This is a genomic window from Mycobacterium sp., from assembly GCF_032159565.1.
GTDB lineage: Bacteria > Actinomycetota > Actinomycetes > Mycobacteriales > Mycobacteriaceae > Mycobacterium.
In genome coordinates this window covers 1-16,831 of record NZ_JAVHWR010000040.1, presented here as the reverse complement: position 1 = coordinate 16,831, position 16,831 = coordinate 1, and the positions used below count along the sequence as shown (strand labels likewise).

Annotated in this window: 15 protein-coding genes; 2 read left to right on the top strand and 13 right to left on the bottom strand. The window is 67.1% G+C overall.

Going from position 1 to position 16,831, the window contains the following annotated elements; all coding sequences use genetic code 11:
- Positions 1–84: 84 nt before the first annotated feature.
- The 6 genes from QOC76_RS05490 to QOC76_RS05465 form a co-directional block, all read right to left on the bottom strand.
- Positions 85–1,287: a glycosyltransferase family 4 protein gene (locus QOC76_RS05490; protein WP_526354998.1), complete on the bottom strand. Its 1,203-nt coding sequence runs from the start codon at positions 1,285–1,287 to the stop codon at positions 85–87.
- A gap of 127 nt (positions 1,288–1,414) precedes the next feature.
- Entirely contained in the window at positions 1,415–2,074 is a 660-nt protein-coding gene (locus QOC76_RS05485; protein ID WP_526354996.1) for an L-threonylcarbamoyladenylate synthase, read from the bottom strand.
- A 95-nt stretch (positions 2,075–2,169) separates the two neighbouring features.
- Positions 2,170–3,048 carry a peptide chain release factor N(5)-glutamine methyltransferase gene (gene prmC / locus QOC76_RS05480; protein ID WP_526354994.1) on the bottom strand — a complete coding sequence of 293 codons (879 nt, stop codon included), beginning with the start codon at positions 3,046–3,048 and terminating at the stop codon, positions 2,170–2,172.
- The gene (gene prfA, locus QOC76_RS05475; RefSeq protein WP_526354992.1) at positions 3,045–4,145 is read right to left on the bottom strand and encodes a peptide chain release factor 1; all 1,101 of its coding nucleotides are present in this window, start codon (positions 4,143–4,145) and stop codon (positions 3,045–3,047) included. The genes prmC and prfA overlap by 4 nt, the downstream gene beginning before the upstream one ends.
- Before the next feature lie 75 nt (positions 4,146–4,220).
- Complete coding sequence (gene rpmE, locus QOC76_RS05470) at positions 4,221–4,457, bottom strand: 50S ribosomal protein L31 (protein ID WP_526354990.1); 237 nt, start codon at positions 4,455–4,457, stop codon at positions 4,221–4,223.
- A 135-nt stretch (positions 4,458–4,592) separates the two neighbouring features.
- A complete protein-coding gene (locus QOC76_RS05465) occupies positions 4,593–5,180 on the bottom strand; it encodes a maleylpyruvate isomerase family mycothiol-dependent enzyme (RefSeq protein WP_526354988.1) in 588 nt (195 codons plus the stop codon).
- Positions 5,181–5,254: 74 nt separating this feature from the next.
- Here QOC76_RS05465 and QOC76_RS05460 point away from each other — a divergent pair, with 74 nt between their 5' ends.
- Positions 5,255–5,689: a MarR family winged helix-turn-helix transcriptional regulator gene (locus tag QOC76_RS05460; RefSeq protein ID WP_526354986.1), complete on the top strand. Its 435-nt coding sequence runs from the start codon at positions 5,255–5,257 to the stop codon at positions 5,687–5,689.
- On the opposite strand, the gene fadD1 is transcribed toward QOC76_RS05460, so the two are convergent.
- Positions 5,670–7,262, bottom strand: coding sequence for a fatty-acid--CoA ligase FadD1 (gene fadD1, locus QOC76_RS05455; protein ID WP_526354984.1), 1,593 nt, complete (start codon positions 7,260–7,262; stop codon positions 5,670–5,672). The genes QOC76_RS05460 and fadD1 overlap by 20 nt on opposite strands.
- Before the next feature lie 144 nt (positions 7,263–7,406).
- On the opposite strand from fadD1, the gene QOC76_RS05450 reads away from it, so the two are divergent.
- Positions 7,407–8,018 carry a TetR/AcrR family transcriptional regulator gene (locus QOC76_RS05450; RefSeq protein WP_526354982.1) on the top strand — a complete coding sequence of 204 codons (612 nt, stop codon included), beginning with the start codon at positions 7,407–7,409 and terminating at the stop codon, positions 8,016–8,018.
- A gap of 18 nt (positions 8,019–8,036) precedes the next feature.
- Here QOC76_RS05450 and rho read toward each other — a convergent pair whose 3' ends face one another.
- From rho to argS, 6 genes are all read right to left on the bottom strand, one after another.
- Positions 8,037–9,986: a transcription termination factor Rho gene (gene rho, locus QOC76_RS05445; RefSeq protein WP_526354980.1), complete on the bottom strand. Its 1,950-nt coding sequence runs from the start codon at positions 9,984–9,986 to the stop codon at positions 8,037–8,039.
- A gap of 263 nt (positions 9,987–10,249) precedes the next feature.
- Positions 10,250–11,194 (bottom strand): homoserine kinase, encoded by a 945-nt coding sequence (thrB, locus tag QOC76_RS05440; RefSeq protein ID WP_526354978.1) that lies wholly within the window; start codon positions 11,192–11,194, stop codon positions 10,250–10,252.
- A 12-nt stretch (positions 11,195–11,206) separates the two neighbouring features.
- Positions 11,207–12,292 carry a threonine synthase gene (gene thrC, locus QOC76_RS05435; protein WP_526354976.1) on the bottom strand — a complete coding sequence of 362 codons (1,086 nt, stop codon included), beginning with the start codon at positions 12,290–12,292 and terminating at the stop codon, positions 11,207–11,209.
- The gene (locus QOC76_RS05430) at positions 12,289–13,611 is read right to left on the bottom strand and encodes a homoserine dehydrogenase (RefSeq protein WP_526354974.1); all 1,323 of its coding nucleotides are present in this window, start codon (positions 13,609–13,611) and stop codon (positions 12,289–12,291) included. The genes thrC and QOC76_RS05430 overlap by 4 nt, the downstream gene beginning before the upstream one ends.
- 3 nt (positions 13,612–13,614) lie before the next feature.
- Positions 13,615–14,994 carry a diaminopimelate decarboxylase gene (gene lysA, locus QOC76_RS05425; protein WP_526355007.1) on the bottom strand — a complete coding sequence of 460 codons (1,380 nt, stop codon included), beginning with the start codon at positions 14,992–14,994 and terminating at the stop codon, positions 13,615–13,617.
- A 35-nt stretch (positions 14,995–15,029) separates the two neighbouring features.
- On the bottom strand, positions 15,030–16,682 hold the full coding sequence (gene argS / locus QOC76_RS05420; RefSeq protein ID WP_526354973.1) for an arginine--tRNA ligase: 1,653 nt from the start codon (positions 16,680–16,682) through the stop codon (positions 15,030–15,032).
- Positions 16,683–16,831: the final 149 nt, after the last annotated feature.

Genomic DNA, 16,831 nt, shown 5'->3' with positions numbered 1-16,831 from the left:
CGGCTCGGGGGCCGGCAACCCGCGAGGTTTTTCGGGTTCTACCAGCACCGTACCACACAGGAAGCAGCCAGAAACGGGGTCCTACTACTTTTCGTCGTACATGCTGTCGTAGGACTCTTCCCGGCGTCTGAGGAGCGGAATGAGCGTGACGACGATGGCCACCAGAATCGCCGCCAGCATCACTCCGCCGGTGTAGCGGGGGTCGAAGAAGATCGTGCTCGCGGCGCCCAGCGCGACGATTCCCACCCACAGGTAGATGAGCAGCACCACCCGTCGGTGCGAATGGCCGATCTGCAGCAGCCGGTGATGCAGGTGCATCTTGTCGGGGCTGAACGGACTGCGTCCGGCTCGGGTGCGCCGGACGATGGCCAGCAACATGTCCAGGGCGGGCACGAACATCACGGCAACCACCAACAGGAACGGTGACAGCAGCGCGAAAACGTCGCGGGCGCCGTAAGCGCTCTGCGAGATCGGCCCGGCGGCCGTGGTGGAGGCCGCCCCGAGCATCAGCCCGATCAGCATCGAACCCGAGTCCCCCATGAAGATGCGCGCGCGATGGAAATTGTGCGGCAGAAAACCCAGACAGGCGCCTGCCAGCACCACCGAAATCACCGCGGGCGGGTAGAACAGCACGTCGCCGCCGTGGTCGCGAAGCAGCCCTATGGAGAAGATGGTGATGGCCAACGCGGTGATCAGGCCAAGACCCGCGGCCAGACCGTCGAGGCCGTCGACGAAGTTCATGGCGTTGACGATCGCCACCGTCAGCGCCAGCGTCAGCAGAATCGACGACACCTGGTCGAGCACGATGGTGCCGACACCGCCGATCGGGATGTACAGCACGCTCCACGCCACGCCCATCGTGACGAGCACGCTGGCCGCGGTGATCTGCCCGGCGAACTTGGTCAGCGCGTCCAGGCCCCACTTGTCGTCGATCAGGCCGATGGCCATGATCAGCCCACCGGCCACGACGGTGGCGGGCAGACCCGATGAGTAGACGAAGCCGCGGGTCAGCGCGGGCAGTTGGGAGGCGAGCAGCACGGCGCCCAGCACCCCGATGTACATCGCCAGCCCGCCCATCCGCGGCGTCGGCTGCAGATGGACGTCGCGTTCCCTGGGGTAGGCCACGGCGCCGACGCGCGTCGCCAGCACGCGGACCCAGCCCGTCGCGAAATAGGTGATGATCGCCGCGGTGAGACCGACCAGAGCCAGCTCGCGCAGCGGCACGCCCGCGCCTCGATCGGAGAGCGCAAGCAGCCCACCGGCCACATTGTGCACATCGCTCACCACTGAATGAACCGTACTGGACGAGGTTGAGAAGCCTCTGCTGTGAACGACCTGTCCGAGAGCGGCCCGCGACGATCGCCGGCATTCCGCGTGCCGTCCCGAGTGCGTGTCTCCATGCTCCCGGTGCGTCTCAGGTAGTCGCCGTCAGCGATTCGGCTTCGACTGCAAGCACTTTCGCGATCTCCTCGGCGGTCACCGGACCGGTCCGAAGGATGCGCGGATCTGCGCCGGTGAGGTCGACGATCGTGGAAGCCGCCTGCTGTTCGGACGGTCCGGCGTCGAGGTAGACCGCGACGAGGTCGCCGAGCTGATTGCGAGCCTCTTCAGCGGTGACCGAGGCGGGCCGGCCCGAGATGTTCGCGCTGGACACCGCCATTGGGCCGACTTCACGCAGAACCTCGATCGCGACCGGGTGCAGCGGCATCCTCAGCATCACCGTGCCGGCGGCATCGCCGAGGTCCCATTGCAGGGACGGCGCCTGCTGCACAACGAGGCTCAGCGCACCGGGCCAGAACGCACGGATCAGCTCGCGCGCAGCGTCGGGCACCGTGTACACCAGACCCTCGATGGTGTGCCAGGAGCCGACGAGCACCGGCACGGGCATGTCGCGACCACGGCCCTTGGCCGATAGCAGCGCATTCACCGCGGTGCTGTCGAATGCGTCGGCGCCGATGCCGTAGACGGTGTCGGTGGGCAGCACGACGAGGCGGCCGCCCTTGACTGCGCTGACGGCCGAAGCGATTCCGGTTGCGCGCGAGTCGGCGTCGGCGCAGTCGAACAACTCAGCCATTTGCCTCGACCCCAGCTCGTCCCCTGCCCTGCGGGCGTGGGCCCACCGGTCCTCGCTCGTACCTCGCTGCGATCCTCACTCGCGGTCGCCTTCGCTCACGGGCCCACCTTCTCACGAGTTGCGGTGACAAAGCGGGGGCGGCCTGCCAGGTCGCGGTGAGGGGTCACGTCGACGAAATCCCCGGCCGCGGTGAACGCTGCAACGGTGGCGGCCGACGTGGTGTCGTCATGCTCGACCGCACACCCGCCGCCGGGCTTCAGCCAGCGGCACGCCAATTCGACGATCGCGTCGATGACCACCATCCCGTCCGGCCCGCCAAACAAAGCATGTGACGGATCATGCTGCGCCACTTCGGGTTCCAGAGTGGCGCCGTCGGGAATGTAGGGCGGGTTGGCGACCAGGAGATCGACCTTTCGATTCAGCTCCGGCAACAGCGAGATGTCGGTGACGTCGGCCCGCACGAGGTCAACCGTCGTGCCAGAGACGTTTCGGCGCGCATAGGCCAGCGCGTCATCGGAGTCGTCGATGGCGATGATGCGCGCGTCGGGCCAGAACTTCGCCAGCGCCAGCGCCAGCGCGGCGGAGCCGGTGCACAGGTCGACCAGCACCGGTCGCGGCGGCAAGGGCTGCGCCGAGGCCCATTCCAGCAGGCCCTCCGTCTCGGGCCGCGGGATGAAAACGCCGGGCCCCACCGAAACGGTCACCGGACCCAGCGCTGCGGAGCCGACGATGTGCTGCAACGGGATTCGGCTGGCGCGGGCGGCGACGAGATCGGCGTAGCGACCGCAGAACTGCTCGTCCACGTCGCCGAGCATCGACAGCAGTCCGCGGCTCGTCCCTGCGGCGTAGGCGGCCAGTTCCTCGGCGTCGGCCCGCGGCGATCCGACACCCGCCTCGGCGAGCGCGGCGGCCGCGTGCTCGATCTCTCGTCGCAGCCGCGCGGTCGCCGTCATGCGGTTGCCGAGCGGGCTCATGCCTGCTGCAGCCGCGATTGCTTGTCGGCGGCCGCCAGCGCGTCGAACAACGCGTCCAGGTCACCCTCGAGGACCTGGTCGAGGTTGTGCGCCTTGAAGTTGATCCGGTGATCGGCGATGCGGTTCTCGGGGAAGTTGTAGGTCCGGATCCGTTCGCTGCGGTCGACGGTGCGGATCTGGCTGGCGCGATCGGCCGACGCGTCGGCCTGCGCCTGCTCCTCGGCCAGCAGCTGAAGCCGGGCGGCGAGCACCAGCATCGCGCGAGCTTTGTTCTGCAGCTGGCTGCGTTCGTTCTGGCAGGTGACGACGATTCCGGTGGGCAGGTGCGTGATGCGAACCGCCGAGTCGGTGGTGTTGACGCCCTGGCCGCCCTTGCCCGACGACCGGTAGACGTCGATGCGCAGATCCGACTCGTCGATCTGCACTTCCTCGACCTCTTCGGGCTCCGGATAAACCAGAACACCCGCTGCCGAGGTGTGCACGCGGCCCTGCGACTCCGTTACCGGAACGCGTTGCACGCGGTGCACGCCGCCTTCGAACTTCAGCCGCGACCAGACGCCGTCGGCCGAATCGCCCTTGCTCCGGATCGACAGCGTGGCGTCCTTGTAGCCACCCAGATCGGAGCTCGTCTCGCCGAGCATCGTCACGGTCCAGCCGTGTCGCTCGGCGTAGCGGATGTACATCCGGGCGAGGTCGGCGGCGAACAGCGCGGACTCTTCGCCGCCCTCGCCGGACTTCACCTCAAGCACGATGTCGTCCGCGTCGTGCGGATCGCGGGGGGCGAGCAGGTCCATCAGGTGGGTGTCGAGCTCGTCGACGGTCTTGGTGAGCTCGTCGACTTCGGCCGCGAAGGACTCGTCATCGGCTACCAGTTCGCGGGCGGCGTCCAGGTCGCCGCGGGCTGCCTCGAGCTTGCGGTAGGTCGTCACGATCGGCGCCAGCTGCGCGAACCGCCTGCCCACCTTGCGGGCCTTGTCCGCATCGGAGTGCAGATTGGGGTCGGAGAGTTGACGCTCGAGGTCGGCGTGCTCGGACAGGATGGCGTCGATGCCTCCCCCCGGCTTAGCCGGGAATTCGGCACGCGCGGTGTCCGTCATCTCGGTCTCCTTCCCCGTAACACAAACCGACGCCCGGCCTGCGCTTGCGCGGCAGATCGGGCGTCGGTTGATCAGCTAGTTGTCGGCAGCCTTGTCAGCGCCGGCCTTCCGCTTGCCGTAGCGCTTCTCGAAGCGGGCGACGCGGCCGCCGCTGTCGAGAATCTTCTGCTTGCCGGTATAGAACGGGTGGCACTGCGAGCAGACCTCGACGTGGATCTGTCCGCTCTTCTTGGTGCTGCGCGTGGTGAAGGTGTTTCCGCAGCCGCAGTGCACGGTGGTCTCGTTGTAGTCAGGGTGAATACCCGATTTCATGGTGTCCTCTTCAATAGTGGGCCGCCGGGTCGCCGTCGCCTTAACTGGGTCTATCGGGCGTGAACCGGAACCGAAGGTCAGCGGTCCATTATGCCAGGTCAACCGCCAGTATCCTAAACGCGCCGACGAGGCCCGCTATTCCACGGGGAGACCGACCCGCCGACCCGACAGCGTCATGAGGATGTCCTGGACGGGCCCGCGGACCTGTTCGCCCTTGCCCACGCTGAAATCGGCGTCGGTCGCGGTGAACATCACGTTCGGGAATCGGTTGCGGGCGTGGAAAGGGAAGCCCATCTTCCAGACCCGGTCTGCGGCGATGACCGCAGCCGGGACGGGCATCTTCCGCTCAATGCCGAGCGGAACCGCGATGTCCTGGCCGTGCACCAGCACGTCCATCAGCGGGTCCGCCACAGCGGTGCCGGGCGGCCTGCGGCGACCGCCGACCATCGCGCGCATCGCGGCGGTGATCTCCTCTGTTGTCCGCTGGTCTTTGCGGCCCATGCGCAGCGTCAATGCATTGAATCGCAGTCCCGAGCGCAGCAGTTCCAGCGAGAGCTTTCCCCAGTTCGTCGTCGAATGCGTGATGTGGGCCGCAACATGGCGCACGGTCCACCCTGGACACAGCGACGGCGCCTCCCACTGCTCGGGTGCCAGGGTGTCGAGAAAGCCGGCGAGATCGGCGCGCTGTTCGTCGATGTGAGCCCAGACTTGCGAGTCGTCCATTCCGCCTCCCGATTAGTCAGTTATCCTGACGAATATAGACAGGAGTCCGTACTAAATCAACCTATACTCGAGGGGTGAGCAACGAACCGCCCTCCGCCCTGCTGATGTTCGTTGCGCATCGCGCCGCCGAGGCCCGGGTGTTTGAGGCGCTGCGCAGCGCCGGTTTCGACGACCTCACCCTCGCCCAGAGCCGTATCGGCCAGCGGCTCAACCGCGAAGGGATTCGCGTCACCGACCTCGCCGAGCAGGCAGGAGTGACCAAGCAGACCGCGGGCGCGCTCGTCGACGAGCTGGAGGCCAACGGCTACGTCAAGCGCAGGCCCCATCCGGGCGACGCGCGTGCCCGCCTGGTGGTCCTCACGGACCGGGGCGAACGGCTGTGCGCGACAGCGGCAGGCGCGATCGCAGAGGTCGAAACGGAATGGCGGGACCATCTGGGCGCCAGAGCCTATGACGAGTTGCGCACAGCACTGGTGTCGCTGCGCACGATCACCGATCCCTACCGCTGACGGCGCGCTCCTGCAGCAAGAATCGGGAGCCGTCGCGCTTCCACAGCAGACCGCCCGGCGGCGTTGTGCCCTGGGAGACCAACTCGCGCTTGAGGATTTTGTTCGTCGCCGTCGTCGGCAGGTCGTCGGCTATCCACACATAACGGGGCCAGGCCTTCGGCGACAGGTCGGGCTGCGCGGCGAGGACCGCCTCGAAGCCCTCCGGCGTGATCGTCGCTCCGTCGCGCAGCACGAGGGCGGCCATCACCTGATCACCCACGGAGTCGGGCACCGGATACACCGCGACGCGGCTGACCTCGGCGAGCCGGATCAGGATGCGCTCGATCGGTGCGGCCGCGAGGTTTTCGCCGTCCACCCGCATCCAGTCGGCCGTGCGGCCCGCGAAGTAGATCCAGCCGTCGGCGTCGCGGTAGGCCAGATCCCCCGACCAGTACATGCCGTGCCGTAGCCGGTGATCGGTGGCGCCTGCGTCCTTGTAGTAGCCGCGGAAGAGCCCACCGCCGCTGGTGTTCACCAACTCCCCCACCGCCGCATCCCGGTTGGTCAGAGCACCGCTGTCGTCGAACTTCGCGACCTCGCATTCCTGCATTGTCTCCGGGTCGTAGACCGCCACGCCTGGAAATCCCTTGCCTAGCGAGCCCGGGGGGCAGCCCTCCTCACGGGTGATGATGACGGCGTTCTCGGTCGATCCGAACCCGTCCCAGACGGTGCAGTCGAAGCGACGGGCGAACTCCGCGATGTCCCGGTCGCTGGCCTCGTTGCCGAACGCGACCCGCAACGTGTTGTCGTGGTCGTCGGGCTGCTCGGGGGTGGAGAGGATGTAGGCGAGGGGCTTGCCGACGTAGTTCATGAAGGTGACGCCGTAGCGGCGGACGTCGTCGAGGAATCGCGAGACGGTGAACACCGCGGGCACGATCGACGCGCCGGTCACCATCGCGACGCCCCAGCCTGCGTAGATGGAATTGGAGTGGAACAGCGGCATCGACACATAGCAGACGTCGGACGCGTCGACCGAATAACGTTGCGCCAGAGAGCTTCCCGCGAAGATCGGCATCATGTGCTGCACCTGCACGGCCTTCGGGTCGCCGCTGGTGCCCGAGGTGAAGATCATCACGAAGGTGTCGTCCGGGCCGACCTCGCGGTGCGGCGTCAGATCCTTCGGCCCGGCGGTGAGGGCCGTCCATTCCTCGCTGGAGGTGTCAAGCACCCGCACGCCGGGCAGGTCGAGCCCGTCCAGCAGATGGCGGTGTGCGGCGTCGGTGATCAACAGCTGACAGTCCACCAGGGCGATGTCGCGGGCCAGGCCCTCGCCGCGGCGGGTGTTGTTGATGCAGCACAGGACGTAGCCGCCGAGTGCGCCGGCCGCCATCGCGGTCAACATGTCCGGCCCGTTGGCCAGCAGGACGCCGACATGCAGCGGCCGGTTGGGGTCGGCGATATCGATGAGCGCGGCCGCTTGGGCGCGTGCCTCGGCGACGTGCTCGCGCCAAGTCCACGTGCGGTCGCCGTATTTCACCGCGACGGTGTCCTGCTCGGACCGCTCACGAAACAACTGCTGGAGTGTGTCCGCCATGCCCGCCTCAAATCCCGTCGCGCTAAGTGAACAGATTTACGAATCTGTCTACCATCTCCGGCAAGGCCGGTAGTATCCGCCTGCCAGTTGACAGAATGCTCTGGTCGCGCCTGTTGGGGCGACGGATTGCGAGGAGAGGACCGGGTGACGAGCAGCACGGCCGCCAAGAGTGTCCGCGATCGGTTGATCGACGCGGCCGAGGTGTGTTTGCGCGCCAAGGGAATCCGCGCTACCACCGTGTCCGAGGTCGCCGAGGTGGCGCAGGTGTCGCGAGGCTGGCTGTACCGGCACTTTCCGGACAAGGTATCGCTGCTCGGTGCGGCGATCGTCCGGCTCAACGAGGTGTACTGGTCCGAGGCGCACGCGATGCTGGAACCCCTCGAAAGTCTTGACCGGCGAATCGCCGCGGGAGTGGTACACGGTCGCACCGCCTACGACGACCCTGGCGCGCTGCTGATGCGGCTGCGGATGACCGAACCCGAAGAGTTCGCCGCGTGCGCCGGCGCCGGCGTTCAGGGGCTGGTGCCCGATTTGGCCGACTTCTGGCAGCGCTACCTGGTCGTCGCGCGAGACAACGGCGAGATCCATACCGACGTCGACATCGCCGAAGCGTCGGACTGGGTGGCCCGCGTGATCATCTCGCTGGTCACCGTGCCCGGCGACATCCTCGATCCGAGCGACGCCGATCAGGTGCGCGCCTACGTGCGGCGCTACGTGATGCCGGGCTTGAAAGCCGACCCGGCTCAGTCGGACTAAACCCTGCACCGGCCGGGGTCAGTCGTTGGCGTCCCCCATCCCCGGCGCGGTCTTGGAGACCTGCATCAGGAACTCGTAGTTGTTCTTGGTCTTGCGCAGCTGGCTCATCAGCAGATCGATTGCCTGGTGGGAATCCAGACCCGACAGCACGCGGCGCAGCTTGTGCACGATTCCGAACTCGTCTGGCGCGAGCAGCAGCTCGTCCTTACGGGTGCCGGAGGGATTGACGTCGACGGCCGGGAAGACCCGGCGCTCGGAGATCTTGCGGTCGAGCTTGAGCTCGGCGTTGCCGGTGCCCTTGAACTCCTCGAAGATCACCGTGTCACCGGTTGAGCCGGTCTCCACCATCGCCGTGGCGATGATCGTCAGCGAGCCACCGAACTCGATGTTGCGGGCGGCACCGAGGAACCGCTTGGGCGGATACAGCGCGGTCGAGTCGACGCCACCGGACAGGATGCGGCCCGACGCCGGCGACGCGTTGTTGTACGCACGGCCGAGGCGGGTGATCGAGTCGAGCAGGACGATGACGTCCTTGCCCTGCTCGACCAGGCGCTTGGCCCGCTCGATCGCCAGTTCGGCGGCCTGGGTGTGGTCGGACGGCGGACGGTCGAAGGTGGAGGCGATGACCTCGCCCTTGACCGAGCGCTGCATGTCGGTGACCTCCTCGGGGCGCTCGTCGACGAGCACGACCATGAGGTGACATTCGGGGTTGTTGACCGTGACGCCGTTGGCGATGTCCTGCAGGATCGTGGTCTTGCCCGCCTTGGGCGGCGACACGATCAGCGCACGCTGACCCTTGCCTATCGGCATGATCAGGTCGATCACACGGGTGGTGAGCCGGTCGGAGGTGGTCTCCAGGCGCAGCCGCTCGTTGGGATACAACGGGGTCAGCTTGGTGAAGTCCGGACGGTTCTTGGCCTCCTCGACGGGCCCACCATTGACGGTGTCCAGCCGAACCAGCGGGTTGAACTTCTGTCGTTGGTTGGGCTGCTCGCCGTCCTTGGGAACCCGGACAGCGCCGGTGATGGCGTCGCCGCGGCGGAGGCCGTTCTTGCGCACCATGTTCATCGACATATAGACGTCGTTCGGCCCCGCGAGGTAACCCGACGTGCGGACGAACGCATAGTTGTCGAGCACGTCGAGAATTCCTGCGACGGGCTGGACGACGTCGTCGTCACGCAGCTCGGTCTCGCCACCGCCGCCGCCGTCACCGCCTTGGCGGTCGCCGCGGCGCCTGCGATCACGGAACCGTCGGCCCCGACGACCCTGGCGACCATCACCGTCGCCGTCGTCGTCGCCGCCACCGCCACCGCCACCGCCACCGCCACCGCGATTCTGGTTGTTCTGGCCACCCTGCTGGTCACTGCCGTCCTGCCTGGAGTCCGGCTTGGTGTCCTGCTGGTTCTGGTTCTGGTTCTTGTTCTTGCCGGCGTTCTTCTCCGACTTCTCCGAGTCGGCGCCGTCCTTCGTCTGCTGGTCGCCGTCCTGCTTGTTCTTCTCAGCGGGAGAGCCGGCATCGCGGCCCGCGCCGCGCCGCTCCCGGCGCTGCTGGGTCTGCGGCTCGTCGGCGTCGGAAGGCGCGCCGTTCTTGGTTGTGGTGTCGGCCGCGTTCTCGGCGGGCGCTGAACCAGCGCCGTCGGCCTTGGGAGACTCGGTCTTGTTGGTCTTGTTGTCGACCGACTCCCCGCGGCTCTCGCGAATCGCGGCGATGAGTTCGCTCTTGCGCATGCCGGAGGCGCCCTTGACACCCACGGTGTTGGCCAGGGCGCGCAGTTCGGGCAGCACCATGGCCGACAACGACCCCTTGGAGGCGTCTGTTGTCACGTCGGCCTTGGGCGCCGGGTCTGCGGCCGGCGCCGGGCTCGGCGCGTCAGCGGGCGCAGGAGATGAATCTTGTGAGATCACGCTGTTCGGCAGCTCAGCCTGTTCGGGGCTGCCCCCAGCCGTGACGAGGTCCGTTTCAGTCACGGATTTCCTTTCCTTCCCCTGGTGATCACTTCACACAAGGGTTCGTTGCACTCAGCCGAATGGCCGACTGCGAAGCTGCACCGTCGCATCTGCAACGGCGATGGCCGGGATTCGCGGCGATATGGCGAACCGTCATCCACGAAAGAATTGGTGTTTGTCCTAGTGTCGGCGCAGGTGAGAACCATGCGATTGCTGGACGAGAGCGAGAATAACGCGCTTCGGTGCTGGAAGCAAGAAACACGCTGATTCATGTGTGACAGCTGTTAACTCCGAACGGGAATGCCAGAACTCCATCGTACGCCGTCGCCGACGGACATCTCGCTGACGGTGAATCCATTCGCGGCGCCGAACTCGAGGGCATCTGCGGGGAGGTCTGGCTGAGTGCTCAACCCGATAACCGCAGGTCCAGCCCCCGAAAGCACCGCTGCAATTCCACAACGCCGCAGCACCTGCAGGTATTCCGCCGATGCCCGCATCGCGATGGCCCGATAGGGCTGGTGCAGGACATCCTCGGTGGCCTCCATCAGCAGGTCGGGGCGTTCGGTGAGGGCCACGACCAGCAGGGCGGCGCGGCTCACGTTGAACCGGGCATCGCCGTGGCTGACGGACCTGGGCAGCAGCACGCGTGTCTCGGCCGTGCGCGACCGCTGCTGGGGTATCGCCGGGAAGAGGTGGATGTCGGGGTGTATCTGCAGCGAAGCGGCCGCGTAGCGCGGGCCCGTCGCGCCGGTCGAAGTCCACGACACCACGCCGCCGCCCAGAACGGCGGCAGCGGCGTTGTCCGGATGACCCTCGAACTCCGATGCGCGCTGAATCAGCTCCGCTTGCGACATCGGTTGCGAACCCGCTTGGCTGACAAGACCGTTGACGGCCGCCAGCCCGCCGACCACCGCGGCCGCCGATGAGCCGAGTCCGCGTGACTGCGGAATGTTGTTGCGGCAGTAGACACTCAGCCCCGTAACAGCGCAGCCGACGGCACGCAGGCCGTGTTGAATGGCTCGCACGACGAGGTGCGTCGAGTCCAACGGCACCTGGCCGGCGCCCTCACCCTCGACGTCGACCGTGAGGCCCGATTGGGTTGTCTCCACGACGATTTCGTCGTACAGGCTCAGCGCGAGTCCGATGCTGTCGAAGCCCGGTCCGAGATTGGCACTCGATGCCGCAACGACACTGGTAGCTGTCAGTCCGGCTGGCAGGGTTGGCGTCACCGACGATCTCCGTCAGACCAGTCCGAGCTCTGCGACGACGACGCCGGCGTCGACGGGGACCGGTGTGACCGCGGGCATGTCCTTGAGCGCCGTGTCGGGATCTTTCAGACCGTTGCCGGTCACCGTGCACACCACTGTCGACCCCTTGGCCACCCAGCCGTCCTCGATGGACTTGAGCAGGCCGGCGATGCTGGCCGCCGACGCCGGCTCGACGAACACGCCTTCGCTTGCCGCGACCAGGCGGTAGGCGGTCAGGATCTCCTCGTCGGTGGCAGCCAGGAAGCGGCCACCCGACTGCTGCTGGGCCTCGACGGCCGAGGTCCAGGATGCGGGCGCGCCGATCCGAATCGCGGTTGCGATGGTCTCGGGCGACTTGACCGGCTGACCGAGAACCAGCGGCGCCGCGCCGGCGGCCTGGGTGCCCAGCATCCGCGGCAGTCGGTCGGACAACCCGTCGCGGTGGTACTCGGTGTAGCCCTTCCAGTACGCGGTGATGTTGCCCGCGTTGCCGACCGGCAGGGCGTGCACATCGGGTGCGGTGCCCAATACGTCGACGATCTCGAAGGCCGCCGTCTTCTGCCCCTCGATGCGGTACGGGTTGACCGAGTTGACCAGCGCGACCGTCGGATAGTCGGTGGTGATCTTGCGCGCCAACTCCAGGCAGTCGTCGAAGTTGCCGTCGATCTGCAAGATCTTGGCCCCGTGCATCACGGCCTGCGCAAGCTTGCCCATCGCGATCTTGCCCTGCGGGATCAGCACCGCACAGGTGATGCCGGCACGCGCGGCGTAGGCCGCCGCCGACGCCGAGGTGTTGCCGGTGGATGCGCACAGCACGGCCTGCTGGCCACGGGCCACCGATTCGGTGACGGCCACCGTCATCCCGCGGTCCTTGAACGAGCCCGTGGGGTTGAGTCCCTCGACCTTCAAATGCACTGTGCAGCCGGTGCGCTGGGACAGCCGCGTGGCGTGGATGAGCGGCGTACCGCCTTCCAGCAGCGTGATCGGCGTCCAGCTGTCCTCGACCGGCAGCCGGTCACGGTAGGCCGCGATCAGACCCGGCCACGGCTTGTGCACCGGCTCCGCGCGCGTCGAACTCATTCGCTCGTTCCCTCGAGGCGAAGCACGCTGGTCACTGCCTGCACGACGTCGAGGTCGGTAAGTGCCGCGACGGTCTCCGACAGCGCCGCGTCGGTGGCTTCATGGGTGACAACCACGATCCGCGCACCGCAGCGTTGGCCGCCTTCGTCGACCACGCCCTCCTGCCTGACTTCGGCGATACTCACCTCTCGCTTGCCGAATTCAGCTGCGACAGAGGCCAATACGCCAGGACGGTCGGCGACGTTCATGCTCACGTAGTAGCGGGTGGGAATGAACCCGATCGGTGAGATGGGAAGCTTGGCGTACTTGGACTCGCGGGGACCACGGCCGCCCTGCACCCGGTTGCGCGCGGCCATCACGAGGTCTCCCATCACGGCCGACGCCGTCGGCGCTCCACCGGCGCCCTGTCCGTAGAACATCAGCCGGCCGGCCGCCTCCGCCTCCACGACGACCGCATTAAACGCTCCGTTGACGGATGCCAGGGGATGCGTCAGCGGCACCAACGCCGGGTAGACACGGGCCGAAACCCGCTGTTGCCCCTCGTCGTTGGTGAGTCGCTCGCAGATGGATAGGAGCTTGATGGTGCATCCGAGGGCGCGCGCGGTCTCGAAGTCGGCGGGCGTCACCTTGGTGATGCCCTCACGGTAGACGTCGTCAGCGGTCACCCGGGTGTGGAAGGCGATGGAAGCCAAGATGGCAGCCTTCGCCGCCGCATCGTATCCCTCGACGTCGGCGGTGGGATCGGCTTCGGCATAACCGAGGGCGCTCGCGTCGGCGAGCGCGGCCGAATACTCGGCGCCGGTGCTGTCCATCTCGGAAAGGATGTAGTTGGTGGTGCCGTTCACGATGCCTGCCACCCGCAGCACGGTGTCGCCGGCGAGGGACTGGGTGAGCGGACGGATGACCGGGATGGCACCGGCGACCGCGGCCTCGAAGTACAGGTCGACGTGGGCGTGCTCGGCGGCCTGGGCCAACTCACCGGTGGACTGCGCCATCAGCGCCTTGTTGGCGGTGACGACCGACTTGCCCTTCTCCAGCGCGGACAAGATCGCCTTGCGAGCGGTTTCGACAGGGCCCATCACCTCGACGACGATGTCGACGTCGTCGCGGGAGACCAACTCGTCGATGTCGCTGGTCAGCATGTCCACGGGCACGCCACGGTCGTCGGCGACCCTGCGCACGCCGACGCCGCGCAGCACCAGTGGCGCACCGATGCGTGCGGCCAGATCCCCGGCACTCTCCTCGATGATGCGGACCACCTGGCTGCCCACGTTGCCAAGGCCCAATACCGCTACACCGACCGGCTTTTGGTTACTCATTGCCTACCTCACTTCCAGACTGAGCAGATCGTCGACCGTCTCCCGGCGCAGGATCAGGCGGGCCCGCCCGTCGCGCACGGCCACCACTGCGGGGCGGCCGATCAGGTTGTAACGACTCGACATGGAATAGCAGTACGCGCCTGTTGCCGCCACGCCCAGCAGGTCACCGGGCTGCACGTCGTCGGAAACCCACGCGTCGCGCACCACGATATCTCCGCTTTCGCAATGCTTTCCGACGATGCGGCCCAGCGTCGGGCCGCCCTCGCCGGCCCGGGAGATCAGCCGCACGTCGTATTCGGCGCCGTAAAGCGATGTCCTGATGTTGTCGCTCATGCCGCCGTCGACACTGACGTAGCGGCGATTTGCAGTGGGGCTGACGGCAACGTCTTTGACGGTGCCCACCCGGTACAGGGTGATGGTGCCAGGGCCGGCGATGGCGCGGCCCGGCTCGACCACCAGGCGCGGGGTGGGCAGGCCGACGGCGGCCGACTCGTTCGCCACGATGGCACTGAGCTTGGCGGCGAGGTCCTCAACTGGAGGCGGATCGTCCTGTGGCAGATACGAAATGCCCAGTCCCCCACCGAGGTCGACAGTCGAGATCTGTGCCGTTTTGTCGACACCGAATTCGGCGACGACGTCACGCAGCAGGCCGATCACCCGATGGGCGGCGATCTCGAAGCCCGCGACGTCGAAGATCTGGGAACCGATGTGGCTGTGCAGTCCGACGAGCCGGAGGTGGTCGGCCTCGAACACTCGCCGCACTGCGGCCATCGCGGCGCCGCCGGCCAGCGACAGCCCGAACTTCTGGTCCTCGTGCGCGGTGGAGATGAACTCATGGGTGTGCGCCTCGACGCCGACCGTCACCCGCACCAGCACGTCCTGCACAACGCCCGCCGCGCCTGAGATCTCGTCGAGGCGCTCGATCTCGGTCATCGAATCCAACACGATGTGGCCCACGCCGGCCTTGACCGCGGAGCAGAGTTCGTCGACGGATTTGTTGTTGCCGTGCATGGCGATTCGCTCCGCGGGGAAGTCGGCGTGCAATGCGACGGCCAATTCGCCGCCGCTGGCTACGTCCAGCGACAGGCCTTCTTCGTTGACCCAACGGGCGATCTCGGTGCACAGGAACGCCTTGGCCGCATAGCGCACGTTCTCACCGCCGCCGAAGGCCTCGGCGATCTCACGGCAGCGCGACCGGAAGTCGTCCTCGTCGACGATGAAGGCCGGCGTGCCGAACTCGTCAGCGATGTCGGTGACCTTCACGCCGGCGATCGACACCACACCGTCGTCGCCGCGAACGGTATTGCGGGGCCACACATTCGGTGCGAGTACCAGCAGCTGGTCGGACGACTGCGGCCGGGGAGGGGCACCCCCGTGGTGAATCTCCTCGGCGTGCCGCGGTCCGGCGGGATGGACGTTCACATTCGCTCCGGCGCGGTGACGCCGAGAATCCGGAGGCCGTTCTCGATGACCTGGCGAGTGGCCTGGCACAGCGCGAGGCGTGCGGTGTGCAGCTCGTTGGGCTCTTCGTCGCCCTGAGGCAACACGCGGCAGGAGTCGTAGAACCGGTGGTAGTCGCCGGCCAGATCCTCCAGGTAGCGCGATACGCGGTGCGGCTCCCGCAGTTCGGCCGCGGTTTTCAGCACGCGCGGGAACTCGCCGATGTTGCGGATCAGCGTGCCCTCCTTCTCGTGCGTGAGCAGCTCGAGATGCGAGGTGTCCGGGATGAGGCCGAGCTCGGCGGCATTGCGGGCCAGGGCGGAAAGCCGGGCGTGCGCGTATTGCACGTAGTAGACCGGGTTTTCGTTGGACGCCGATGACCACAACGCCAGATCGATGTCGATGGGCGAGTCCACCGACGAGCGGATCAGCGAGTAGCGGGCGGCGTCGACACCGATGGCCTCGACGAGGTCGTCCAGCGTGATGACGGTGCCTGCGCGCTTGCTCATCCGGATGGGTTGGCCGTCGCGGACCAGGTTGACCATCTGCCCGATCAGTACCTCGACGGTGGCGGGATCCTCACCCAGAGAGGAGGCGATGGCCTTGAGCCGGGCGATGTAGCCGTGGTGGTCGGCACCGAGCATGTAGATGCACAGGTCGGCACCGCGTTCGCGCTTGTCGAGGTAGTAGGCGATGTCTGCGGCGACGTAGGCGGGCGCACCATCGCTCTTGATGACGACACGGTCTTTGTCGTCGCCGAAGTCGGTGGTGCGCAACCAGACGGCGCCATCCTTCTCGTAGATTTTGCCTACGTCACGAAGCCGGGCGATGGCCTTGTCGACTCGTCCGCTGGTGTGCATCGAGTCTTCGTGCGTGTAGACGTCGAAGTCGGTGCCGAAGTCGTGCAGCGATGATTTGATGTGGGTGAACATCAGGTCGACGCCGATCGAGCGGAACGTCTCGCGCATCTGATCGTCGGGCAGACTCAGCACGTCGGGCTCCTTGGCCAGCACCTGGGCGGCGATGTCTCCGATGTAGTCGCCCGCATAGCCGTCGTCGGGCGTCGGCTCGCCCTTGGCGGCGGCGATCAACGAGTTGGTGAACCGGTCGATCTGCGCGCCGTGGTCGTTGAAGTAGTACTCCCGAATCACCTCGGCGCCCTGTGTCGAGAGCAGCCGTCCGAGCGCGTCGCCGACGGCCGCCCAGCGGGTGCCGCCGATGTGGATCGGGCCGGTCGGATTGGCGGAGACGAATTCGAGGTTGATGTGCCGGCCGCTGAGCGCGTCGGAGTGGCCGTACTCCTTGCCCGCGTCGATGACGTTGTCGACGATGACGCCCTGAGCGCTGGCGTCCAGCCGAAGGTTGACGAAGCCGGGCCCGGCCACCTCGGCCGAGGCGATGCCGTCGGCCGCAGCCAGCGCAGTCGCGAGCCATCCGGCCAGCTCACGGGGATTGGCGCCGACCTTCTTGCCCAGCTGAAGCGCGAGGTTGGTGGCGTAGTCGCCGTGCTCCGGATTGCGTGGGCGCTCGACGGTGACCGTCGCGGGCAGAGCCGACGCGTCCAGGACGTGCTCGGCCAGCACCGCGGCGGCGACGGTCTTGAGCAGCTCTGCCAGGTCGGCGGGGGTCACGAGGGTCCATCCTATGGTCTGGGGTGGTCAGGGCCCGAATCGATAAATACGGGCGTCGATACGCTAATCTGTGCACGCCCATTGGCGCGGTAACCCAGTACCCGCCCCCGTAGCTCAGGGGATAGAGCGTCTGCCTCCGGAGCAGAAGG